At 64.1% G+C, this 19,245-nt stretch carries 21 protein-coding genes; 2 read left to right on the top strand and 19 right to left on the bottom strand.

The window, feature by feature from the left end; translation table 11 throughout:
- The first annotated feature begins 138 nt into the window (after positions 1 to 138).
- Entirely contained in the window at positions 139 to 366 is a 228-nt protein-coding gene (locus QZ647_RS09170; RefSeq protein WP_291271864.1) for a hypothetical protein, read from the top strand.
- Positions 367 to 491: 125 nt separating this feature from the next.
- Here the strand turns inward: QZ647_RS09170 and QZ647_RS09175 are convergent, their stop codons facing one another.
- The 18 genes from QZ647_RS09175 to QZ647_RS09260 form a co-directional block, all read right to left on the bottom strand.
- Positions 492 to 1,232, bottom strand: coding sequence for a hypothetical protein (locus QZ647_RS09175; protein ID WP_291271865.1), 741 nt, complete (start codon positions 1,230 to 1,232; stop codon positions 492 to 494).
- A complete protein-coding gene (locus QZ647_RS09180) occupies positions 1,225 to 1,413 on the bottom strand; it encodes a hypothetical protein (protein ID WP_291271866.1) in 189 nt (62 codons plus the stop codon). The genes QZ647_RS09175 and QZ647_RS09180 overlap by 8 nt, the downstream gene beginning before the upstream one ends.
- A 202-nt stretch (positions 1,414 to 1,615) precedes the next feature.
- Positions 1,616 to 2,491, bottom strand: coding sequence for a hypothetical protein (locus QZ647_RS09185; RefSeq protein ID WP_291271867.1), 876 nt, complete (start codon positions 2,489 to 2,491; stop codon positions 1,616 to 1,618).
- 72 nt (positions 2,492 to 2,563) lie between these two features.
- Positions 2,564 to 2,851 (bottom strand): helix-turn-helix domain-containing protein, encoded by a 288-nt coding sequence (locus QZ647_RS09190; RefSeq protein WP_291271868.1) that lies wholly within the window; start codon positions 2,849 to 2,851, stop codon positions 2,564 to 2,566.
- Complete coding sequence (locus QZ647_RS09195; RefSeq protein WP_291271869.1) at positions 2,848 to 3,186, bottom strand: hypothetical protein; 339 nt, start codon at positions 3,184 to 3,186, stop codon at positions 2,848 to 2,850. The genes QZ647_RS09190 and QZ647_RS09195 overlap by 4 nt, the downstream gene beginning before the upstream one ends.
- 35 nt (positions 3,187 to 3,221) lie before the next feature.
- The gene (locus QZ647_RS09200; protein WP_291271870.1) at positions 3,222 to 4,091 is read right to left on the bottom strand and encodes a hypothetical protein; all 870 of its coding nucleotides are present in this window, start codon (positions 4,089 to 4,091) and stop codon (positions 3,222 to 3,224) included.
- 1,741 nt (positions 4,092 to 5,832) lie between these two features.
- A complete protein-coding gene (locus QZ647_RS09205) occupies positions 5,833 to 6,144 on the bottom strand; it encodes a hypothetical protein (protein WP_291271871.1) in 312 nt (103 codons plus the stop codon).
- Positions 6,145 to 6,298: 154 nt separating this feature from the next.
- Complete coding sequence (locus QZ647_RS09210; protein ID WP_291271872.1) at positions 6,299 to 6,583, bottom strand: hypothetical protein; 285 nt, start codon at positions 6,581 to 6,583, stop codon at positions 6,299 to 6,301.
- A 47-nt stretch (positions 6,584 to 6,630) separates the two neighbouring features.
- Complete coding sequence (locus tag QZ647_RS09215; protein WP_291271873.1) at positions 6,631 to 6,867, bottom strand: hypothetical protein; 237 nt, start codon at positions 6,865 to 6,867, stop codon at positions 6,631 to 6,633.
- Entirely contained in the window at positions 6,864 to 7,274 is a 411-nt protein-coding gene (locus QZ647_RS09220; protein ID WP_291271874.1) for a hypothetical protein, read from the bottom strand. Before QZ647_RS09220 ends, QZ647_RS09215 begins: the two co-directional genes overlap by 4 nt.
- Before the next feature lie 12 nt (positions 7,275 to 7,286).
- Entirely contained in the window at positions 7,287 to 7,511 is a 225-nt protein-coding gene (locus QZ647_RS09225) for a hypothetical protein (RefSeq protein ID WP_291271875.1), read from the bottom strand.
- Between the two features lie 163 nt (positions 7,512 to 7,674).
- Positions 7,675 to 8,133 carry a hypothetical protein gene (locus tag QZ647_RS09230; RefSeq protein ID WP_291271876.1) on the bottom strand — a complete coding sequence of 153 codons (459 nt, stop codon included), beginning with the start codon at positions 8,131 to 8,133 and terminating at the stop codon, positions 7,675 to 7,677.
- Between the two features lie 419 nt (positions 8,134 to 8,552).
- Positions 8,553 to 9,743: a tyrosine-type recombinase/integrase gene (locus QZ647_RS09235; RefSeq protein WP_291271877.1), complete on the bottom strand. Its 1,191-nt coding sequence runs from the start codon at positions 9,741 to 9,743 to the stop codon at positions 8,553 to 8,555.
- A gap of 455 nt (positions 9,744 to 10,198) precedes the next feature.
- Positions 10,199 to 11,308, bottom strand: a complete 1,110-nt coding sequence (locus tag QZ647_RS09240) for a hypothetical protein (protein WP_291271878.1) — start codon at positions 11,306 to 11,308, stop codon at positions 10,199 to 10,201.
- Positions 11,305 to 12,120, bottom strand: a complete 816-nt coding sequence (locus QZ647_RS09245) for a helix-turn-helix transcriptional regulator (RefSeq protein ID WP_291271879.1) — start codon at positions 12,118 to 12,120, stop codon at positions 11,305 to 11,307. The genes QZ647_RS09240 and QZ647_RS09245 overlap by 4 nt, the downstream gene beginning before the upstream one ends.
- Positions 12,117 to 13,100 (bottom strand): AAA family ATPase, encoded by a 984-nt coding sequence (locus QZ647_RS09250; protein ID WP_291271880.1) that lies wholly within the window; start codon positions 13,098 to 13,100, stop codon positions 12,117 to 12,119. Before QZ647_RS09250 ends, QZ647_RS09245 begins: the two co-directional genes overlap by 4 nt.
- The gene (locus QZ647_RS09255) at positions 13,097 to 14,353 is read right to left on the bottom strand and encodes a response regulator (RefSeq protein WP_291271881.1); all 1,257 of its coding nucleotides are present in this window, start codon (positions 14,351 to 14,353) and stop codon (positions 13,097 to 13,099) included. The genes QZ647_RS09250 and QZ647_RS09255 overlap by 4 nt, the downstream gene beginning before the upstream one ends.
- Positions 14,354 to 14,387: 34 nt before the next feature.
- Positions 14,388 to 15,755 carry a type I 3-dehydroquinate dehydratase gene (locus tag QZ647_RS09260; protein ID WP_291271882.1) on the bottom strand — a complete coding sequence of 456 codons (1,368 nt, stop codon included), beginning with the start codon at positions 15,753 to 15,755 and terminating at the stop codon, positions 14,388 to 14,390.
- A 238-nt stretch (positions 15,756 to 15,993) separates the two neighbouring features.
- On the opposite strand from QZ647_RS09260, the gene QZ647_RS09265 reads away from it, so the two are divergent.
- Entirely contained in the window at positions 15,994 to 17,328 is a 1,335-nt protein-coding gene (locus QZ647_RS09265) for an anaerobic C4-dicarboxylate transporter (protein ID WP_291271883.1), read from the top strand.
- A 58-nt stretch (positions 17,329 to 17,386) separates the two neighbouring features.
- On the opposite strand, the gene QZ647_RS09270 is transcribed toward QZ647_RS09265, so the two are convergent.
- Complete coding sequence (locus QZ647_RS09270) at positions 17,387 to 19,150, bottom strand: DASS family sodium-coupled anion symporter (RefSeq protein ID WP_291271884.1); 1,764 nt, start codon at positions 19,148 to 19,150, stop codon at positions 17,387 to 17,389.
- Positions 19,151 to 19,245 lie beyond the last annotated feature (95 nt).

A 19,245-nucleotide genomic window follows, 5' to 3' on the forward strand; every position in this document is an offset into this window, starting at 1 on the left:
TTTGCCCTTGTGCAAGGATTGAGTCTCTTCTCATCTGGACCTTTTCCGTTCGTCGCCCTTTTTGCACCGTTCGGGAGGTATTGCCGGTGTTCCTCAGTGATTCGGCGTAGGGTGCCCCTGGACTTCCAGGAGGCGAGAATGAATTTGGAACAGAAGCTTCAGGTAATGCAGGCTGCGTCAGTGGTGTTTGCCTCGCGGATTGCGGCGCGTGCGGCCATGGCGGCCACTGGAAAGGCTTTGGGAATTCAGCCACCCTCAGACGATGAGATCCTGAAACAAAGCGTTGAATTGGTGCTTCGCGGACTCGGGAATAGAGACCTGTGGCCGAAGTCGGACAGCCCTGCGTTTCATTCGATGAACTTCTGATTTCCCGGTTCGTCATAGACATTCGGTAAGGACGAATAGCTTCCATGTCACCAGAGGCCAGTTTCCGGGCTTCTAGCAGGGCATGGTGGGCATGGGTTCTAGGCATGGTCATCGCGGCATCAATCCTATTCAGCCTTCGCCCACATCCACGGGATCGAATCCCCGTTGCCATGCTGGGCTCCGTCATCGGCGGTGCCGCAAACCTCCATGTCGAATCCGCCAACCTGCCAGGTGTGGCGGGCAATGCCTCCCGGTTCACCGCCTGCGGCGTCAATGCCTAAGCTGATTACATGCCCACCAATCCGCATGGTCCCGTAGAGCACTGGCACGGCACCACCCTGGCCTGTGGTCAAGGTTGGGCCAGAGAATGAGAAGGTTTCCTCGTTTTTCGATCCGTCCAGCCCTGCGTTGGCAACATGGGGCGTGGTAGCAAGCAATCCCGCCACACCACCCAGCACCATTGCTATTCCCATGTTGGACAGGGCGGATAGCCCCCAGGCACCTGCGGAGCCAATAGCGGCCCAGCCCATGGGGTTCCAAATGGCAAGGCCGATCATGGCCGCGCCAAGTAGGATCTTTCCGAAGTCGTCACTACCGGCACCCGCAACGACTGGAACGATCTTGATCACATCAGTCCTGCCGACAGGGGCGAGGCAACCTTTCTCATCTAGCGCTTCCTCGCTTCGCAGGACACGGAATGGATGGTCAAGGCGCGCCCGAAGGTAGGCGTCAAATCCGGGCCTAGTGATGCACAGGGCACGGATGGCCTCGGCAGGTGAGTTCACGGCGAGGTCGTGCCGCTTGCCGAATTTCTTACGCATATCCCCGTAGAGAATGACCGGGATTGTTCGTTGGGCCTCACTCATAAACAAACTCCGCGTATCCGGGTTTCTTGTCCGCAGCGGCTTCAAGTTCCCGCCAGTTCACAGGGCGCTGGTATCCCGGCTCCGCTTCGATGGGCCATTGGATGGGCTGATCATCGGGCCTCCAGTGGCGCACGATGACAAACTCCACATCCCCAGGGTGGCGCGTGTATTCAGGGCTCACGCGCTCTCCCTCGAACACGACTAGGCACCGCCCACCCGCAGGAAGGTTCCGGATAGCCTTCTGGAGCTTTTGATCCTGGGAGAGTGGGCGTTTCTGGAATGGGAACTTCATCGGATCACCAGCAGGCAGGCCAGCATCCAAACGGCTAGTGCAGCGGTGCCGAGGATCAGTCGCCAGGGGTTATCGGTTCGGACATGGCGCATTAGCGGGCCTGGGTGGGGTCGTTAAGCTGGGCAAGGTAGGCAGGGCCTTCCTCGATGCCAACGAATCGGGCCGATCCAGTCAGGGTGTCGAAGATGCCGTAGCTTCCGGGCTGGGCTTCGATCCGCTGGAACCGGGCGCTAGGTTCGGTCCGTTCAGCTTCCGCAGCGGCAAGGGCAGCGGCAGGCGTTCTCAGCAATCGCTCGCGACGATCAAACTTGGCTCGCTCATAGTCACCAGCGGCCCGGATCAGCAACATTTCGTTGGTGTAGTTTCGAGCCTCGCCTTTCGCATCACTGAAGGCCAAATCCGCCTCCAGATAAGCCACCTTGGCGCGATAGAAGGATTCCATCGTGGATTCCTGGCCCGTAAGATCCAGCGCATCAAACCGGATGCCTCGGATCTTGTCAGTCCACGCGGGAAGCGGCGAACCGTTGGCATCGAGGCGGCCCAGCGAGAGGGCGTAAAGGCGCTCCCAATCCTTCCCGACTGCGGCATCTTCCAGAGCAGCCTGGAGGGCGGAGGGGTCAGCCTCCAGGGCCTCAGCCTCTTCGCGGAGCAGGCTCAGCACGGCGGCTCGCTCCTGGGTCGCACCATCGGGCATCGCAGCGAGGCGGAGCACCTGACCAAGATTCGACCAGGCTTCCTCTTCCAGCTTCAGGTCGGACTGAAGGATTTCAACCTGGGCGTGAAGGGCCTGGATCGCCGGGAATCCGCCCACCTTGGCGAGTTCGTCGGTAATCCAATCCATGGTCCGGCCTTCTGCATTCTTGATTGCGGCGATCTTGTCTACACGGGCCTGCACTTCACTGACGAGGCGGCTAGAAGTGCTTACGAGGCGGGTGGAAAGATCCTGAATTTGTCCTGCGGTGCGCATAGTGTGCGACCTCCTATTCATCAAGCCTCGGTCGCGCTTGTCGCCGTAGCGGTTCACTGCGCGACAGAATTTTTAAGCGGCCTGTTTAGATCGCAGTTTGTAAACCGTTCCCCGGTGGCACCCCACCCGGCGGGCGACCATGGCTGGGCGAACCCCTTGTTTCAGCAGCTCCAGAATCCGTGCCCGGTTGTTCGGGCGGATCTTCTGATCCATAGGCGGGACACGATGCCCGGCCAGCGTTTCACGGGACACGGTAAAGGCCAGAATCGCAAGAATGGGTGCCCGATCCTCTTCACCGGGCATTGCCGCCACGAATTCGGCCCGCATGCGTTCCATCAGGTGATCGAGAATCGCACTCATGCGGCACCCCGCAGGCTGGGCATGGGCACCTTGAACCCGGCGTCAGTAAGGCCTTGATACACATCCTGCACACTGAAGGCCACGATGCAGACATTCCCGCGCCTGCGCTGGTCCTCCAGCCAAGCCACCTGTTTGTCTGAGAGCTTCCCGCCCTGCGCCTTGCATTCGACATGGACGGCCCGTGGATCGCCGTGGAGTTCGACTGTTATGTCTGCCTGCCCTGGGGTGCCAAATCGAACAGGGCGGCGATGCCCCGCCATGACCATGCCCACAGAGTTCCGGATGACAGTCCCGAGGTTGCAGGCCATCAGATAGGCCATCACTTCCTTGAGCACCACTGATTCCGGGGTCTGCCTCTTGGAGGGCGGGGTCATGACGCAAGCCCAAAGAATGTTTCCATGGCCCTAGCTTCGGCATCATGGCGGGCATACCCGCGGTCAAAGTGCAGGGTGTCGGCCTGGGGCTGGATCTCATCCAATGGCGCTATGCCGATGTAGCGAGTCCTAGAAGGCGTGTTATCCCGAAGGCCAAGGTGAACGATCCACCGATCTTCCCTGAGCGCTGGGGCAAGCCGTCGAAGCTTGCCCACAAGCCCTGTCGGGGTGGCAGGCCAAGTCGAATCTGGAGCACCCGCTGGGCGTAGCTTGTTCATCGCCTTTAGAAGGTCTGAAGCGCTACCCTTCCATCGCTTCGTGGGCTCAAGAACGAGGAGGAGCACCTGGGCCACGGGGTCAGATTCCAGAACATTGTGGACGGCCTCGGCACGGGCCTCGTCAAAGTAAGCCTTGAAGGTCCCTGGAGCCCACGGCATATCGGGCTCAGCAGCGAGGGCAAGGCGATAAAAGTCCGCCATGCGAGGGCGTTCCTCAATCTTCACCGAATCCCAGCGCCGCAGCGCCCCCACCAATACATCCAGGAGCGCTCCTAGAATCCCCGGGCGGGCCTTCTCGTAGGCTGCGAGGAACTCTGCCTCCTCACGGCGTTCCGAGGGATCAATGCGCAACAAGTGAACAGGGACGGCACGGTCTTGTAGGTCCGCGCGGTTCACAACATCCACAATGGAATTGAGAATCACGGGGCGCCGGGCGGAAAAGATAGCCTCTTCGCGGTTGGCGTAGAGTTGGCGCGTGGCGAAACTGGCACCCGTTGAGAGTCGGCACAACCCGTCCGCCAGGTCCGCGGAGATTTTGGAAAGGTTATCGAAACTCATGATCCAGGTGTTATCCGCGGCCACCGCCAAGTCCCGGTCCGTCTTCGGGGCAGAGCGCAGAGAACCGCTACGCGGATCCACAAGGCCCTGGGTTGCCCGGGTCATGCTCGATTTAGCTGATCCGTGCTCCCCCCCCACCACTAATACGGGCTGGGGTCCCCTGTCTGTCATGGCGCTCACAATCCAGGTAACGGTCATGACATGCCCGGGTTCGTCGGTGTGGATGAACTCCCTAAGGTCCGACAGGGATCCACCACGAACAGGAACGGGAAGTGCTCCGGTCCCGGAAGGGCGGCGAAACCGGACAGGTGCTTGTTCACCAGGGATCACCCTCCAACCCTTCCCGGTGATCTCCAGCACTCGCCATTCATCGTCTGCGAGGTCCAGATAGATCCGGTCCCCTAAGTCCGCCACTCGAATATGGACAGGGATCCTGGGGCCATCGTGGATCGCGTGTGCCTCCAGGCTGTCCAGAGCCCCGTCTAGGTCCTGCTTCGATAGAGCCTCACCCGCCATTCGGTATACGAGGCCACTAAGCCACATCCGGCCCGCAGTGGTCCGCAGCTCCACATGTTCTGTATGCCCATTCCGCTTGTAGCTAACGAACCCCTGGGGGGGGCCATCGCCCTGGGTATGCCAGAACTCTCCGGAAGTGCGGGCCAGGGTTACCGCCTTCTGACGCGCGGATTCTTTGGCCCGGGCTTCCCCCTGCGGAACTTCGATTTTCTTTTTCCTCACGGCTTCCCCCAAGCCCATTCGATCAAATCCCGAAGCCCCATATGCTGATGCCCACTGTGTTTGCACTTGAAGGTGGGCCAGGTGCCCGGCGTGTGGATTAACACGGCGCTGTCATCGTCCACACCTCCTGAGTGCTCGCTGGCCCATGGGCACCGCGCGCGGCGCTTGGTCCCGTCTTTGAATGGTCGGGGCGGGCCGACCTTCACCCCGCGGGCCTCCAGAATCGGAACGAGATCTAGGTGCATGAAATCCACCGGGCGCCCGTCCACGCGGTAGGCCTGGAACCAGCGCTCCCCGCGGCTCCATTCGGCCACCCGAGATTCCATTACCTCCGCCTGCCACGGGGCCAGGGCGGGCGCCCAGGATGCGGGCAGCTCGTCGGGAGAAATGTATAGGTGGGTTCCGGAAGTTCGGGACCTACGGATCGCCTCCGGTGTGGGACTTCCAGGCAAGAAGGCCAGGGCAGCGGGGTTATGCAACACCGGGAGGTCAAGCCCCCGGCGGAACACAGCCAAGCCACAGGCCCCCAATGCGAAATCCGCGGCCCGTTCCCAAAGATCGATGGGCACGGGCTCAGTCAGAGGCACTACAACGCGGAACTTCTCATGCTCGGGTGTACATGACCAGGTGGTCCAGGTAACGGAGGCCACCCCGGCGCGTTCAAGGGCGGCCGTGACTTCCTCCATGGTGACGGGATCGTCTATGCAGACCTTCCGGACCTTGGGGCGCCCTGTGGGCTGGCCCGAATTAGAGTCGGCGTAGAACTCTCCGGTGGGCTCTTCTCGTGAGTTATCGAAATCCAGGATCAGCAGGGAAACCCCAAGCGCATTGTCTCTGCCCCGCGGCTTTCCTTGTGGGTAGAAGGCCCCGGAAATGGCCGGCATGGACCGCTTGGGGTCCCCGCCAGGGTTTCCGGGTTGAGGTGCGAAAGTCCGCTCCAGCGCAGCCTGGAGAGTGGGCCAGGAACCGACCCAAGGCGAGCCGATGGGGTCCCGGGCATGTTTGAAGAATGAAGCGCGAAGAGGCGCCGGGTTCATCGGGACACCTCGCCTTTCTTCTCAAGCCGTTTGACCTTGTTCATCCAGTGCTTCGCCGTTTTCATCAGCTCGGCGGCCTCAGTCATCTTCCCGTTCAATCTGACCTGGAGGACCCGGTTGAGTTCCGCGAACCGCTTGACCTCGGCGTGAGCCTGGGCCAGCCGATCATCAGCCTCAATGATTCGGAGCATGGACTGGTATTCGTCGTTGCTGGCCCGCGCCTCACTTTTCAGTTCGCGGCATTCGTCTTCCCGGTCTGAGAGAAGGGCCTGGAGCCTGCAAACCTCCTGCTCTAGCGTGGTGGTCATTGGCCCACCTCAACGGCGTCTAGCAATTCCAGGAGGAGGCGGGCTGCGGAGTCCGGATCCCCCCCAGGCTCGGCAAGCTGACCCATGGATCTGAGGCCATACGCTTGCTCCAGACCGTGGGGCAGAATCATGGCGAAACTAGCGGCTGAGGGCGTCACTGGAGCGCCTTTCCCGCGATTTCGGGGGCGGTTTCATAGGCGATGACCACGGCCCGGAGGATGAGGTCTGCGGAAGGGGACAGCCCCTCATCCGCTAGGTGCGCCGTGATCGTATTGACCACCCGTTCAAGGCGCTCGCGGTGGGCTAAAAACCTCTGCTCATAGGAGATCCCCTGGTGGTCCTCTCCCGTCGCGTCATTAGCGAAAGGCATGATGCTAAGGGCCTTCACGAGATCGAGGGCCAGTGCGCGGGGCATCATCACCAGATCCTCATCGGGCATTTCACCCCAGGATCTCCAGGCGTATCGAGGGGCAGTGTGTGGGCGAGTCATTCCATCACCTTCCCCAGGAAGGACACGCGCTTAGGAGTCACGCTGAATGCGCCAAGGAACCCGTTCGCATTGCGAAGTTCGACGCGCAGTTGACCGGATTCGTGCCGGTAGGCACGGGAAAGGCTCGCTGAGGGCTGGCAGGCGGGATCCCCGTTGCCGTCCCAGGAACGGCACCAGGCGGTGATACAGCGGGCCAGATCCTTGGGGTCGGGATCGAAGTAGATGCGGCTCATACATCCACCTCGAGGTCGAAATTAAAACCGTGGATCATCTGGAGGGTGTCCATGCCTGCCCGGAGTTCGGCGGAAGCGTGGAGGAGTAGCTCGCAGAGGCCAGGATTCCCTTCGGCCAACCTTGCAGCGATGGCGAAAAGGCGGTTGGCACGGTCGAGGTAGTTCAATGCCCCATTGGTGTTGTTGTGAACATCTTCGGGCGTCCAGCCGAGGCTGATAGCGCTCGGGAAATAGCAGGCCCAACGCTGATCGTTAGCGGCAGCTTCCTGGGTTCCCGTTTGACTTCGGCCCTGCTTCACTACCTCCACCATTTGGTCGGCAAGGTGGCGGGCTGATTCAGGAATGGGCAAACTGCCGAATTTGTAGGCCGAGGGCTTACCGGCGGGGGCGGCTTTCTTAATTCCCATGTCTGTCCCCTCTCAGTTCGCGTTCTTGCGGGCTTCCGCCCATGCTTGGAGATCCGCCAGGCAGTAAGACCGGCGGCGAGCGCTCAACATGACGCAGGGGGGGCCAATCTTGAGCTTGTGGAGGCGCTGGAGGGCTCCCTTGCTCTTCAGGCCCAGGAAGATGACCGCTTCATCGTCGGTCAGGTGACGCTGGGCCTTGGGCAGCTCCAGCGCGGGGGTGGTGGATTCGTCGGCCATGATTGGCCTCCTTTTTGAGGTGGAGGCCCTATAATTCGGGTGCCTCCTGTTAGGGGATGGTGTGGACGGGTTCGATACTTGGCGGTGTTGGCCCGTCCGCTTTGTTGCTGGTAGAAGTGATTCAAACCTCATGAAGTGAGTTTCAGCCCTTGGCGTGATTCAGTCACGGCGGCGAAGTCGCACTTTGTTTAAGGACTTCAGCTTGACGCTTTTTGATGATGTAAGACTCGCCCCAATCAACTCCAAAATATGGTGAGGTCCCAAATAGCGGATAGGGTTGAGGATCTCCATTTTTGATAATTCGAATAGCATCTCTAACGGCATCAGTCGTTGGAATTTTTTTATCTGTAGGAAGTGCAAACCTAGTAATGGTCGATACAAATTGGAAAATTGGCCCTTCGGTTGTTCTCGAGTCCATCGCCTTTCGTCCATCCGGGTGGCTATTCCATAGATTTACAAGGTCAACTGCCAAGCGGAGAGACAAAGGCCCATGCATAAACACATAGGGATTCCCCTGGCCCGTCTCGGTTTCAGCCTCCATGTACTCGGCAACCTTTACAACCCAACTGAGTTGCTGAACAAAGGAATCAAGTCCCTTTTTTGAGCTCGGGAATGGAGGCATTATCGCTCCCATGGCGAGGGTCGTTTTCTCCCAATCCTGAAGACGGCCCAATGCCCCTATAAGGTCTGTGGCGGAAGACCTCACCTGACCACATCTGTCCGCGTGAAGCCGCCAGCCCCCCCTTCTTCTCTTTTTGCTCCACGGGCCAACTTGATTTTCTACGGTGATGGCCTCATTGAATCTTTGAGCGATTGTCCAAAGGCGCCCTCTCATGCCTTGCTTAGTCCACATAAGAGGATTGACCCAGTTTCCCAAACGAGAGGGGGGTCCGGACTTGAGGTCATGGAGAGGGCCAAGCATTTCTAAGGCTCTACTGAGGTGATCCAAATCCCCAAAAGGCCCAAATTTGGGATGTTGGAGAAGAGGCTTCCCCATAAGAGACGCTATTAAGTTCTCGTGACTATCAATTTCCGCTGAACTCATCGCTTCCCCCGCAGCTTCCCCTTTAGGTCCCCGGCAACCGTGTTTGAAGCTTCTAGGCGCTTATCAGTCCGGGGCTTGGAGTAGCGGTCCGTTGTGCTCGTTTGACTGTGGCCTAGAAGCGCTGCAATGGCGGATTGGCTCATATTCAGCCCCGCGGCGGTGTCCCCGTGAGCATGGCGGAGATCATGGCGATACGGGCGGCGTTCAATCCCGTTGCGATCCGTGACGGTCGTGATGCCAGCCTCTTTCAAGAGCCGGTTCCAGAACTTGGTGATGTCCTGAATGGGCGCCGGTTTCCTCGGCTGGCCCTTGGGTGCCTTCCGGCCTTCACCTGGCAGCAAGTAGGGGTTCCCCTCGATCCGGTCAAGGGACTTGATCACCTCCCAGGCTGCGTCATTTAGCGGGGCGGAGGCGGCCCCCGTCTTTGTGTCCTTCCAGCGAATCGTCCGCGTCTTCAAGTCGATTTGAGTCCACTCCAGATCCAGAACTTCCCTCTTCCTCCTTCCCAGGAAAAAGAGCAGGCGCACCGCGGCGATGGGATACGGGCTCTCTTTCCCGCTGGCCTCCATCCTCTCGAGCGCTCCCCCGAGCTTTTCCAAATAGTCGTCACTCAGCTCCACCTCCCGGCGGTCCTCCGGGTAGGGCTTCCATTTCGCGCGGCGGAGGTCATCGAGGGGATTGGTGCCCCGGTCCCGGAGGCCCCACAACTCACATCGGTCGAAGATCATGCCTGAAAGCCGTATGCAGACATTCGCCTGGCGGGGGTTCTCCTCCATGCTCCGATGGAACTTCCAGAGATCCTGATACCCAATGCCGCGGGGAAACCTATCCCGGAAGGCCTCTCGAATGTGTTTCAGCGCGGACCGATAGGTGCTTGCCGTTGTGGACTTCACCGTTTGGAGGTGTTCCGTCTCGAAATCATCCACCACATCCTGCCAAAGCTTGTCCGCGCGATGTTCCGGAGCTAGGACTTCCTTTCCGTAGTCGGCCAGCTTGAGGTGGTATTCCTTCACGGCTTCCAGGAATGTCTTCGCCTTGAGCGTGATCCATTTCGAGCGGCGGCCGGGAAGGTTGACCTTCAAAACGAAAGCCACCAACCCCGTGACTCCGATCCGCACCCCAAGGCCGCTGTTCTTCAGGTCCCAAACATAGTATTTACGCGGCTCTGGCCTCAATCCTGCGATCACCTCATCAGACAGTTTGGCCTTACGGGCTGCGCCTTGGGTTCGCGTGGGGCCATGGACACTCGCGGGCAGACCGTCCACAACCGTCCAGGAACCGTCCGCGTCGAAAGGTGCGTCATTGCTAGATTCCGGACGCTCCGGACGGTTTGGACGGTTCGGATCCAATGATCTACCTGTGTGCGGTTTCCCCACTGTGCCCCCCGGCCCCTCTCGTTCTACTCCAGTCTACTCCCCGAAGCACCCAAGGCAACCCCTAGTCTACTCAAAATGCTTATACTAACAGTTAAATCCTTTATTTACAGCGTATTTTTCGATCTAACCTTCTGCTTACCCGATGCGACTCTTTGCTTCCCAAGCTTGATGTCGTGGGTTCAATCCCCATCGCCCGCTCCAAATCAGAAGGCCCCCGGTTGGGGGCCTTCTGATTTCGGAGCCGACGAGGGATCCTCCCCCGCGCCCTACCCTTTCCCGTGGGCCTTCATCTCCACCAGGCGCTTGGCCTCGCGCCGGATCAGCTCGGGCACATTGCGGTCCTTCATCAGCAGCTTCATGTCGCTGTCGATCAGGCGCTTGAAGTGCGTCATCGCCACGGGCAGGGGCGTGCGGGGATTCATGACCAGGGCCTTGGTGATGGGGTATTTCTTCATCCACTCACGGCTGTTGGAGATGATGCGCAGCACCTCCTCGTTCACGGTGCGCATCTGGGCGATGTAGGCGATCTCGGATTCGGTGATGCGGCCGTTGCGGATGACATTGACCTGGATGAGGCGGTTGGCTTCGCGGATGAGGATGGCGCGCTCCTCCTTGCCCCCCTTGATGGCCAGCATGATCTTCTGGTTGGTGCTGAGCTTGGTGATGCGCTGGGTGACCGTAAGGTTGATCTCCTGGCCATCCTCGTGCACCAGGGGCTTCTGCGCGAGGAGGCGGCGTTCGGCGGCCTGTTCCTCGGATTCGATCTCCGCGTCCGCCTCCTCCTGCGACTTGGTCTTGGGCAGGGGCAGCTCGGACCAGGCCCGGTCCAGCTTTCCCGCCTCGACCTCGTTGATGATCTCCAGGCGGTCCTTCTTGACCTCCTCGGGGATGAGGCGCAGCACTTCGTAGCGGTATTCATTCACCCGCCGCTTGATGACATATTCGCCCTCCGGGTGCTCCTCCAGCAGGTCGAGGATGTGCGGGCGTTCGATCCACATCACCTGGTTGTTCAGCACGATCTCGAGCACGGAGCCTGGCAGGCTCGGCACCGAGGCCTCGACGATCTCCGAGGTGAGCGAGGGGTTGAGGAGGGCCGCCTCGAGCAGGGCCGGCTCCTTGCGGTGGCAGAGCACCAGCTGCAGGGGCCGCGGCGGCTCCACGGGCTCCAGCAGCAGGCCGGCGAGCATGGACTCGGGCATGGTGGCGAAAAAGCCGAGGGCCCGGGCCGCGTGGGGCGTCTCCTCCAGGCCCACATGGGCCAGGGCCTGGAGCAGGTCCTTGGCGGGGACCGGCAGGCTCCCGCCGACCAGGGCCACCACCATGGGCTCGGGGAGGGTGCCCTGGAGGAACCGTTCGACGATGGGGTGCATGCTCATGGCCGGGGTCCGTCCTCGTCATCATCGGGGGTCGCGGGTTCGGGTGGCTCGGTCGGCGGCGGCGACGGCCGGAGCCAGCGGCCCTCGGCGTCGAAGCGGCCAGTCCAGGCCTCGCCCACATTCTGGCCGTGGGGAATCCGCAGACCCGCCACCTCCACATTCACCACCCCGGCGTTGTCGAGCACCAGCGCGAAGGGCCCCTTCACCCGGAGCCGCCAGGGTTCGGACACGCGAAGGGTGTGGGTCTGAGCCTGCTCGCCGGATTCGGGGAGGGGTTCGAGCCGCACCTCGCAGGTGTCCATGGACCGGAGGCTGATCAGCACGCCCTGTTCGTTCAGGGGGGCCTCGGGCAGCAGCTCGCCCAGCACCGGATAGGCCGCGGTGGAAGGCGGAGGAGGGGGCGGCAGCGCAGCCCTGGGCAGGGCGGACAGGTAGCTGGGCAAGGGCTTCCGCCCCAGGCTCGGGCCAGGGACCACCAGCCACAGCACCACCAGGACCGAGGCCGCGGTCAAAAGGCCCATGACGACGCGCTCCAGGCGCTCCTGCCGTGGATCCGGCGGAGCCCATTCCTGAGCGCCGGGCACCGTCTGGAAGGCGTCGGTGTGGAATTCCAGGTCCACGCCGAGGCGCTCCGCCAGCTGGCGGGCCAGGGGGCGGGAGCGGCCCGGCGGCAGGGCCGCCCAATCGTCGGCCTCGATGGCCTCGATGTGGCGGATGGGCAGCTTCAGCTCCAGGGCCAGGATCTCGCGCGACAACCCCTTGGCCATGCGCGCGTCATGGAGGAGCTGGCCGACCGTGTCATCCCCTCTCATCCCGCCCACCCCACAGGCAGCTCCTTGAGCAGCCGGGCCAACTGCTCGCGCCGGTCGTTGCGGCTCAGGCGCCGCTCGTCCAGGCTGCCGCGGTGGGCCATGGTGTCGGCCAGGGTGCTCTGCAGGTCGTCCGGCGTGATGAAGTCGCGACCCTCCAACCAAGCCTCGGCCTGGGCCAGCCCCAGCCAGTGCTTGGCCGCGCGAGTGGAGCAGAAACCCCCTCCGGTGCGGATGCGGTCCACCATGCGCTCAGCATAATCCAGCACCGCATCCGACACCCGGACGGCCCGGACCGCCGCGCGGGCCTGCTTCCAGCCCTCGAGATCCAGGGCGGGGTGCAGAGTGTCCAGGCGTTCCGAGCCGGCTTCCCCCTTGAGGATGCGCCGCTCCGCCTCCCGGTCCGGATAACCGAGATGGAGGGCGCAGGAGAACCGGTCGAGCTGGCTCTCGGGCAGGGGGAAGGTGCCCGCATGATCCAGCGGGTTCTGGGTGGCGATGACGAAGAAGGGGTCGGGGAGGCGATGGGTGCTGCGATCCAGGGTCACCTGCCCTTCCACCATGGCCTCGAGCATGGCGCTCTGGGTCTTGGGGCCGATGCGGTTCAGCTCATCCAGCAGCAGCACATGGCAGAACACGGGCCCCGGCTGGAAACGGAAGGACTGCTCCTTGGCGTCCCAGAGGTGCACCCCCAGCAGGTCCGAGGGCAGCAGGTCGTTGGTTCCCTGCACCCGCTGAAAGCTGCCGCCGAGGATGCGCGAGAGCCCCTTGGCCAGGGTGGTCTTGCCCACGCCCGGCAGGTCCTCCAGCAGCACATGGCCCCCGGCGAGGAGGGCCGCGAAGGCCCGTCGGACCTGGGATTCCTTGCCCACGACCACGGCCTGCAGCGCGGCGAGCCCCGCCCGGGCCGCCGGACGGATGCCTTCGGGTGAACGCACCGGGGGGGCGAGGACGGGGGGAGGCTGGGGCGGATCCTGGATCATGGGGCCTTCCGGGGCACGGAGTCGGGATCTCCATCTTCCAGAGGGATGCCATGTTCCCGCAAGCGCTGGGCGAGGCTTCGCACCGTCAGCCCCAGCCCTTCCGCCGCCGGGGGGAGCTCTCCGCCCGCTTCCCGCAGGGCCTTCCGCAGCAGCTCGCCCTCCGCCGATCGGGCCACGGCCTTCAACATGACCTCCAGGGTTCCGGGCGCCGGCCAGGGCAGGCGCAAGGGCGCCCCGTCCAGCCCGAGATCCGGGAAGGCGCGGATGACGGGCCCTTCGGAGAAGAGGACCGTCCGCCCCGCCAGCACCTCCAGCTCACGGAGGTTGCCGGGCCAGGCGTAATCCAGCAATTGGCGCTCGGCGGCGCGCTCCAGCCAGGGCTCCGGCCGGCCTTCGCGCCGCGCGGCCCGCGCGAGGAACAGCCGCGCCAGGACCAGCAGATCCTCCCGGCGCTCGCGCAACGGGGGAACCTTCAGCTCCAGCGATCCAAGGCGCTGGGCCAGGTCCGGGGGCAACGCGACCTCGGCGTCCACGCCGGCCATCCAGCACAACCCCGTTCCAAGGGGGCCGTCCAGGGCCCGGACCAGGGGCCCCAGGGCCTCCCGCGACAGGTGGGCCAGGTCCGCCAGGTACAGGCTGCCGCCCTGGAGCAGCTGCAGGGTGCGTGGATCCGGCCCCTCGGGCCCCAGGGTCCCGGCGGCCAGGCTCAGGAAGGGTGCCACCGGATGACGCAGCGCATGGAGCCGGCGGGCGCAACGGCTCTTGCCAGCGCCGCGCTCCCCGCGGAAGAGCACGGGCAGGGCCGTGGCGGCCGCCCGCCCCAGGGCGCTCTCCAGGGCCTGCATGGGCGCGCCGTGGGCGATCCAGGGTTCGGCCGGATCCGGAGGTGGCGCACCCACCAGGGCCCGCAGGCGGTCCAGCAGAGCCAGGAACGCATCCAGGTCGAAGGGCTTGGGCAGGAAGTCGTCGGCACCGAGCCGCATGGCCGCCACGATGTCGCGGGGCTCTCCGAAGGCGGACATGAGGACCACGCGCAGGCCCGGCTGGAGCTGGCGGGCCCGCCGGATCAGCTCCAGGCCGCTCATGCCCGGCAGGCGCAGGTCGGTCACCAGCACATGGGCCGGCGCCGCCTCCAGGGCTCGCAGGGCCTCCTGCGGATCCGCCACCGCCCGCACCGACCAAGCCGAGCCCTCGAGGGCCTGGGTCAGCAGGCGGCGGAAGCTGTCCTTGTCCTCGACGAGCAGCAGATCCATGGGTAGACGCTATCAGGTATCGGCTCCTTGTGACTTAGAGCGCCCCCCCGCAGCCTTCGATGAACCGCCGGCTCTGCGCCTCCGCCTGGGCCTCGAAGAGAGCGCTCCCCTCCACCAGCGCCAGACCCGCCTCCCGGGCCCAGAGGGCGAAGGCGGTGTCCTCCTTGTAGATCCACTCCACGGCCCAGCGGGCGGATGGCCGGGCGGCTTCCAGCAGATCGCCGAAGGGCGCCGGATCCTCTGGCGCCATCCCCAGACTCGTGGCCTGTACAAGGCCCACGGGGCCGAAGGCCGCCACTTCGCGGGTCGTCACGGGCCGCTGACGCGAGACCTGGAGCACGGGCCGACCGGCGGCTTCCAGGCCCGCGCGGCTGGTGCGAGCCACTCCGCCAGCGCCGAGGAGCAACACGGGCCCCGGCACGAGGCTGGACAGCGCCTGTCCGAAGGCCTCCGCGTCTGTGTTGGCGCCCTGCCAGGGATCGCCGGGCGCCCGCCGCCAGAGGGTGTTGAGGGGCCCTTCCAGGCCGAGGGCCTGCGGCAGGTCGAGCTTGAGGGGTGCCGTGATGCTCAGACCCAGGACGCCGAGGGCCTCCAGGGCTGCCACCGCCTCCCCGGCCTCTCCGCAGGCCAGGGGCAGATAGAGGAGATCCTTGAAGGCCCGCTGGAACCGCGGGTTGTGGAAGGCCGGGCCCCGGGAGTGGAGCACCGGATCGCCGATGACGCCGCAGAGACCGTGTCCGGGGTGCAGGCGGGCGCAGCGCCAGGCCTGGAGCGTGGCCAGGGGGAGCTGGCCCGGGGCGGCGGCGGGGCCATCATCCGGCGCGGCATAGGTGAAGGCCCCGCCCCAGGCCCCCTGCAGGGCGCGGCTCGGGATGCCCTTGGGCCCCATGAGGAAGGCGGACAGGGCCAAGCCGCGGTCCCGGGCCCAGGCCAGGGCGGGCCGCAGGCGGGCGTTGTCTGCCAGACGGTCCGCCCAGCCCACCCACTTGAAGGCCTCGCCTTCCGGCAGGTGCTGGAGCCGGGTCTCGAGGTCGAAGACACCGGGCGGCACATGGATCGAGCGCAGCAGCCGCACATGGGTCCGGGCGGCCTGGATCTCCACCGGTACGGGCAGGTCCCACTCCAGGTCCAGCCAGGCCGGGCGTCCCTTCACCGCTTGGGTTAGGTGGGCCAGGCGGCCTTCCTCGTCCTCATCAGGCCAGCGGCCCCCCTCGGAAACCCGGCGGCAGGTCACCAGACAGCGGCGCCTCAAGGCGTCCACCAGGGCCTCGGGGTCCGCCTCGGGGAACAGGTCCAGGCGCAGCTCCGGCAGGGCGTCTCCGGGCAGGCGCTTCGCGCAGGCCAAGGCCTCGTCCCAGACCGGGTGGGTGAGGGTGACGACATGGAAGGGAAGGGCATTCACGGCAGGCCATCCTGAAGGGTCATCCTAACCTGCCCCGAGGGTCTATTTGGCCGATCTACCTGGCGGGGCGGACCTATAGGACCACCTTGATGACACGGTCCGGTCGGGGCCGGAACCGACCCATCTGGGGTTTTTCAACTAAAAAAACCGGCCACTCGCTCCATTCATTACCTACTCGTCTGCTACGATTCCAGCCGTCCCAGGTTTCAGCAGGCCTGGTTCAAAGGAGAACGAGACCATGTCCCCAGCCTTCATGTTCTGGATCCAGTTCGTACTCGTGCTCACGGCCATCCTCCTGGGCATCCGGAAGGGCGGCGTGGCGTTGGGCCTCATCGGCGGCCTGGGCGTGGCCGTGCTGGTGCTCGGCTTCCGCGTAGCCCCGGGCACGCCCCCCATCGATGTGATGCTCATCATCCTCGCGGTGGTGACCGCCTCGGCCACCTTGCAGGTCGCGGGCGGCCTCGACTACCTGGTGCAGCTGACGGAGCGCCTGCTCCGAGCCCACCCCAAATATGTGACCATCCTGGCGCCCCTCTCCACCTTCTTCCTCACGGTCTGCGTCGGCACAGGGCATGCGGTCTACGCGCTGTTGCCGGTCATCTCCGATGTGGCGCTGAAGACCCGGATCCGCCCCGAACGGCCCATGGCCATCTCGAGCGTGGCCTCCCAGATGGGGATCACCGCCAGCCCCGTGGCCGCCGCCGTCACCACCTTCCTGGCCATGGCCGCTAAAAACGGCCATCCCGTGGGCCTCTTCGACATCATCCGCATCACCCTGCCCGCCGGCATCATCGGCGTGCTGGCCGCCGCCGCCTGGAGCTTCAACCGCGGCAAGGAGCTGGACGAGGATCCCGAGTTCCTGGAGCGCATGAAGGACCCCGAGTTCGCCAAGGCCCTGGACGCCAATGTGACCACCCTGGGCATGGAGATCCCCTTCACCGCGAAACTCTCCGTGGGCCTCTTCTTCGCCGGCGTGCTGACCATCATCCTCATCGCCATGAAGCCGAGCCTCCTGCCCCTGGTGAACGGCAAGGTCGTGCCCATGACCACCGTGGTGCAGATCATCATGCTGGCCTTCGGCTCCTTCATCCTCTTCGCCACCAAGGTGAAGGCACCCGACATTGCCCGCTCCAGCGTCTTCATCGCGGGCATGATCGCCGTCGTTTCCATCTTCGGCATCGCGTGGATGAGCGAGACCTTCATCAAGGCCAATGAGAGCTACCTGGTGGCCAACATCAAGACCATGGTGCAGGTGGCCCCCTGGACCTTCGCCCTCGCCATGTTCGCCGTGTCCGCCTTCGTGAAGAGTCAGGCCGCCACGCTCACCATCATGCTGCCCTTCGGCTACGCCCTGGGCCTGCCCACCCCCTTGCTGCTCAGCCTCATTCCCGCCAGCTACGCCTACTTCTTCTTCGCCTTCTACCCCAGCGACCTCGCCGCCATCAACATGGACCGCACCGGCACCACGCGGATCGGCAAGTACCTGCTCAACCACAGCTTCATGATCCCCGGCCTCATCGGGGTCAGCGTCTCGACCTGCGTCGCCTACGGGCTGTCGAAGATCCTGGGCTGAGAACTGTTTCCCTACGAAAAAGCCCCGCGGCCGCGGGGCTTTTTCGTAGGGGGAAAACCTACCAGAGCCCCAGCACCTTCCACCAGAGACCGCCGAGCCCCACCCAGATGAGGATGTTCACGAGGCTCACGATGAGCCCCGTCCGCCACCAGGTGCCCAGCTCCACATAGCCCGTTCCGAACAGCACCGGCGCCGGCCCCGTCCCGTAGTGGGTCATGCCCGCGAAGAGGTTGCTGAAGAAGGCCAGCACCAGGGCCGCAAGCACCGGGGGCGCCCCGGCCACGATGGAGACGCCGAGGAAGGCCGCGTACATGGAGGCCACATGGGCGGTGTTGCTGGCGAAGAAGTAGTGGCTGTAGAAGTAGACCAGCGCCAGCACCAGGAAGGCGGCGATCCAGCCCTTGCCCGCCACCATGCCGCCCATGGTCTTGCTGAACCAGGGCACCATGCCCAGCTTGTTGAGGAAGCTGGCCATCATCACGAGGGCCGCGAACCACACCAGGGTGTCCCAGGCGCCGGTCTCGGCCTTGATGTCCTCCCAGTTCAGAACTCCGCTCAGGAGCAGCACCGCGAGACCCGCCAGGGCAGATGTGGTGGGATTGAGATCGCCCAGCTGCTTCGCGAAGATCCAGAGCACCAGCAGCATCACGAAGACGCCCAGCATCATCCATTCCTGGCGCTTGATGGGCCCGAGGTCGCGCAGGTGGCCCTTGGCCATCTCCACGGCCTCCGGCGTCTCCGTGATCTCGGGGCGGTGGAGCCGGTAGATCAGGAAGGGCACCAGGAGCAGGGCCACCACGCCGGGCACCAGGGCCGCGAGGGCCCACCCGCCCCAGGTGATGTTCACCTTGAGGTCGCCCGCGAGCTTCTGCGCCAGCGGGTTGGCGGCCATGGCGGTGAGGAACATGGCGCTCGTGATGCAGTTCACCTGGTAGGCCGTCAGCGTGAGGAACGAACCCATCTTCCGGGCGCTGGCGTCACCCGGATTGCTGCCGTAGGCCCGGGCCAGGGACGCCATGATGGGCATGACGATGCCGCCGCCCCGGGCGGTGTTGCTGGGAATGGCCGGCGCCAGCACCAGGTCCGTAGCGGCCAGGCCGTAGCTGAGTCCCAGGGTCCGCTTGCCGAGCAGGGCCATGAAGGTATAGGCGATGCGGGCGCCGAGGCCTGTCTTGATGAAACCGCGGGAGATGAAGAAGGCCAGCACGATCAGCCAGATGACCACATCCGAGAAGCCACTCATGGAATCCGCGATGCCGAGGGTGCCCGTCAGGGCCGTCACGGCGATGCCGATCATGGCCACCGCCCCCATGGGCAGCGCCTTGACGATGATGCCGATGATGGTGGTGACGAAGATGGCGAAGAGGTGCAGCCCCTTCACCCAGTCGGCCTTCCGCTTGGTCTCGGCATCCCCTTTGGCCTTGGCCTCGGTTTCAGCCTTCACCTTCGCATCGGCCTCCACCTTCGCTTTGGCCTCGGCCTCGGCCCTGGCCTTGGCTTCGGCCTCCACCTTCACCTTGGCCTCCAGCTGAGCCTTGGTCAGTGGCTTGGCCGGGGTCGGCATCTGGGCCGATGCCGGAGTCGGCGCAGCCACCGCCGAAACAGGCTTGGTCGGGGGCTTGACGGACGCTCCCGGAGCGGGCTTAGCCGCCGCGGGCTGGCCCGCGAAGAGTTTGGCATCCGGCACGGACATCAGGCGAGGCAATCCAAAATACAGGAGCAGACCCAGGAGGGCGGTCGCGAGGGTTGGCACCAGCCTGGCGCCCTGCCAGCCGGACGAACCTCCGGCTGGGGCCGTTCCGGAAACGGGTTCATGGCTCATAAGGAGCCTCCATGGTTAGGATGGGGTGGGATTTCGGTGCGTAGTCTACCCCTGAGTCGCATAGTGTGAAGAGGTATCTGCGCTACGATTCCACC

Origin of the sequence: Geothrix sp. (assembly GCF_020622065.1) — a bacterium.
GTDB lineage: Bacteria > Acidobacteriota > Holophagae > Holophagales > Holophagaceae > Geothrix.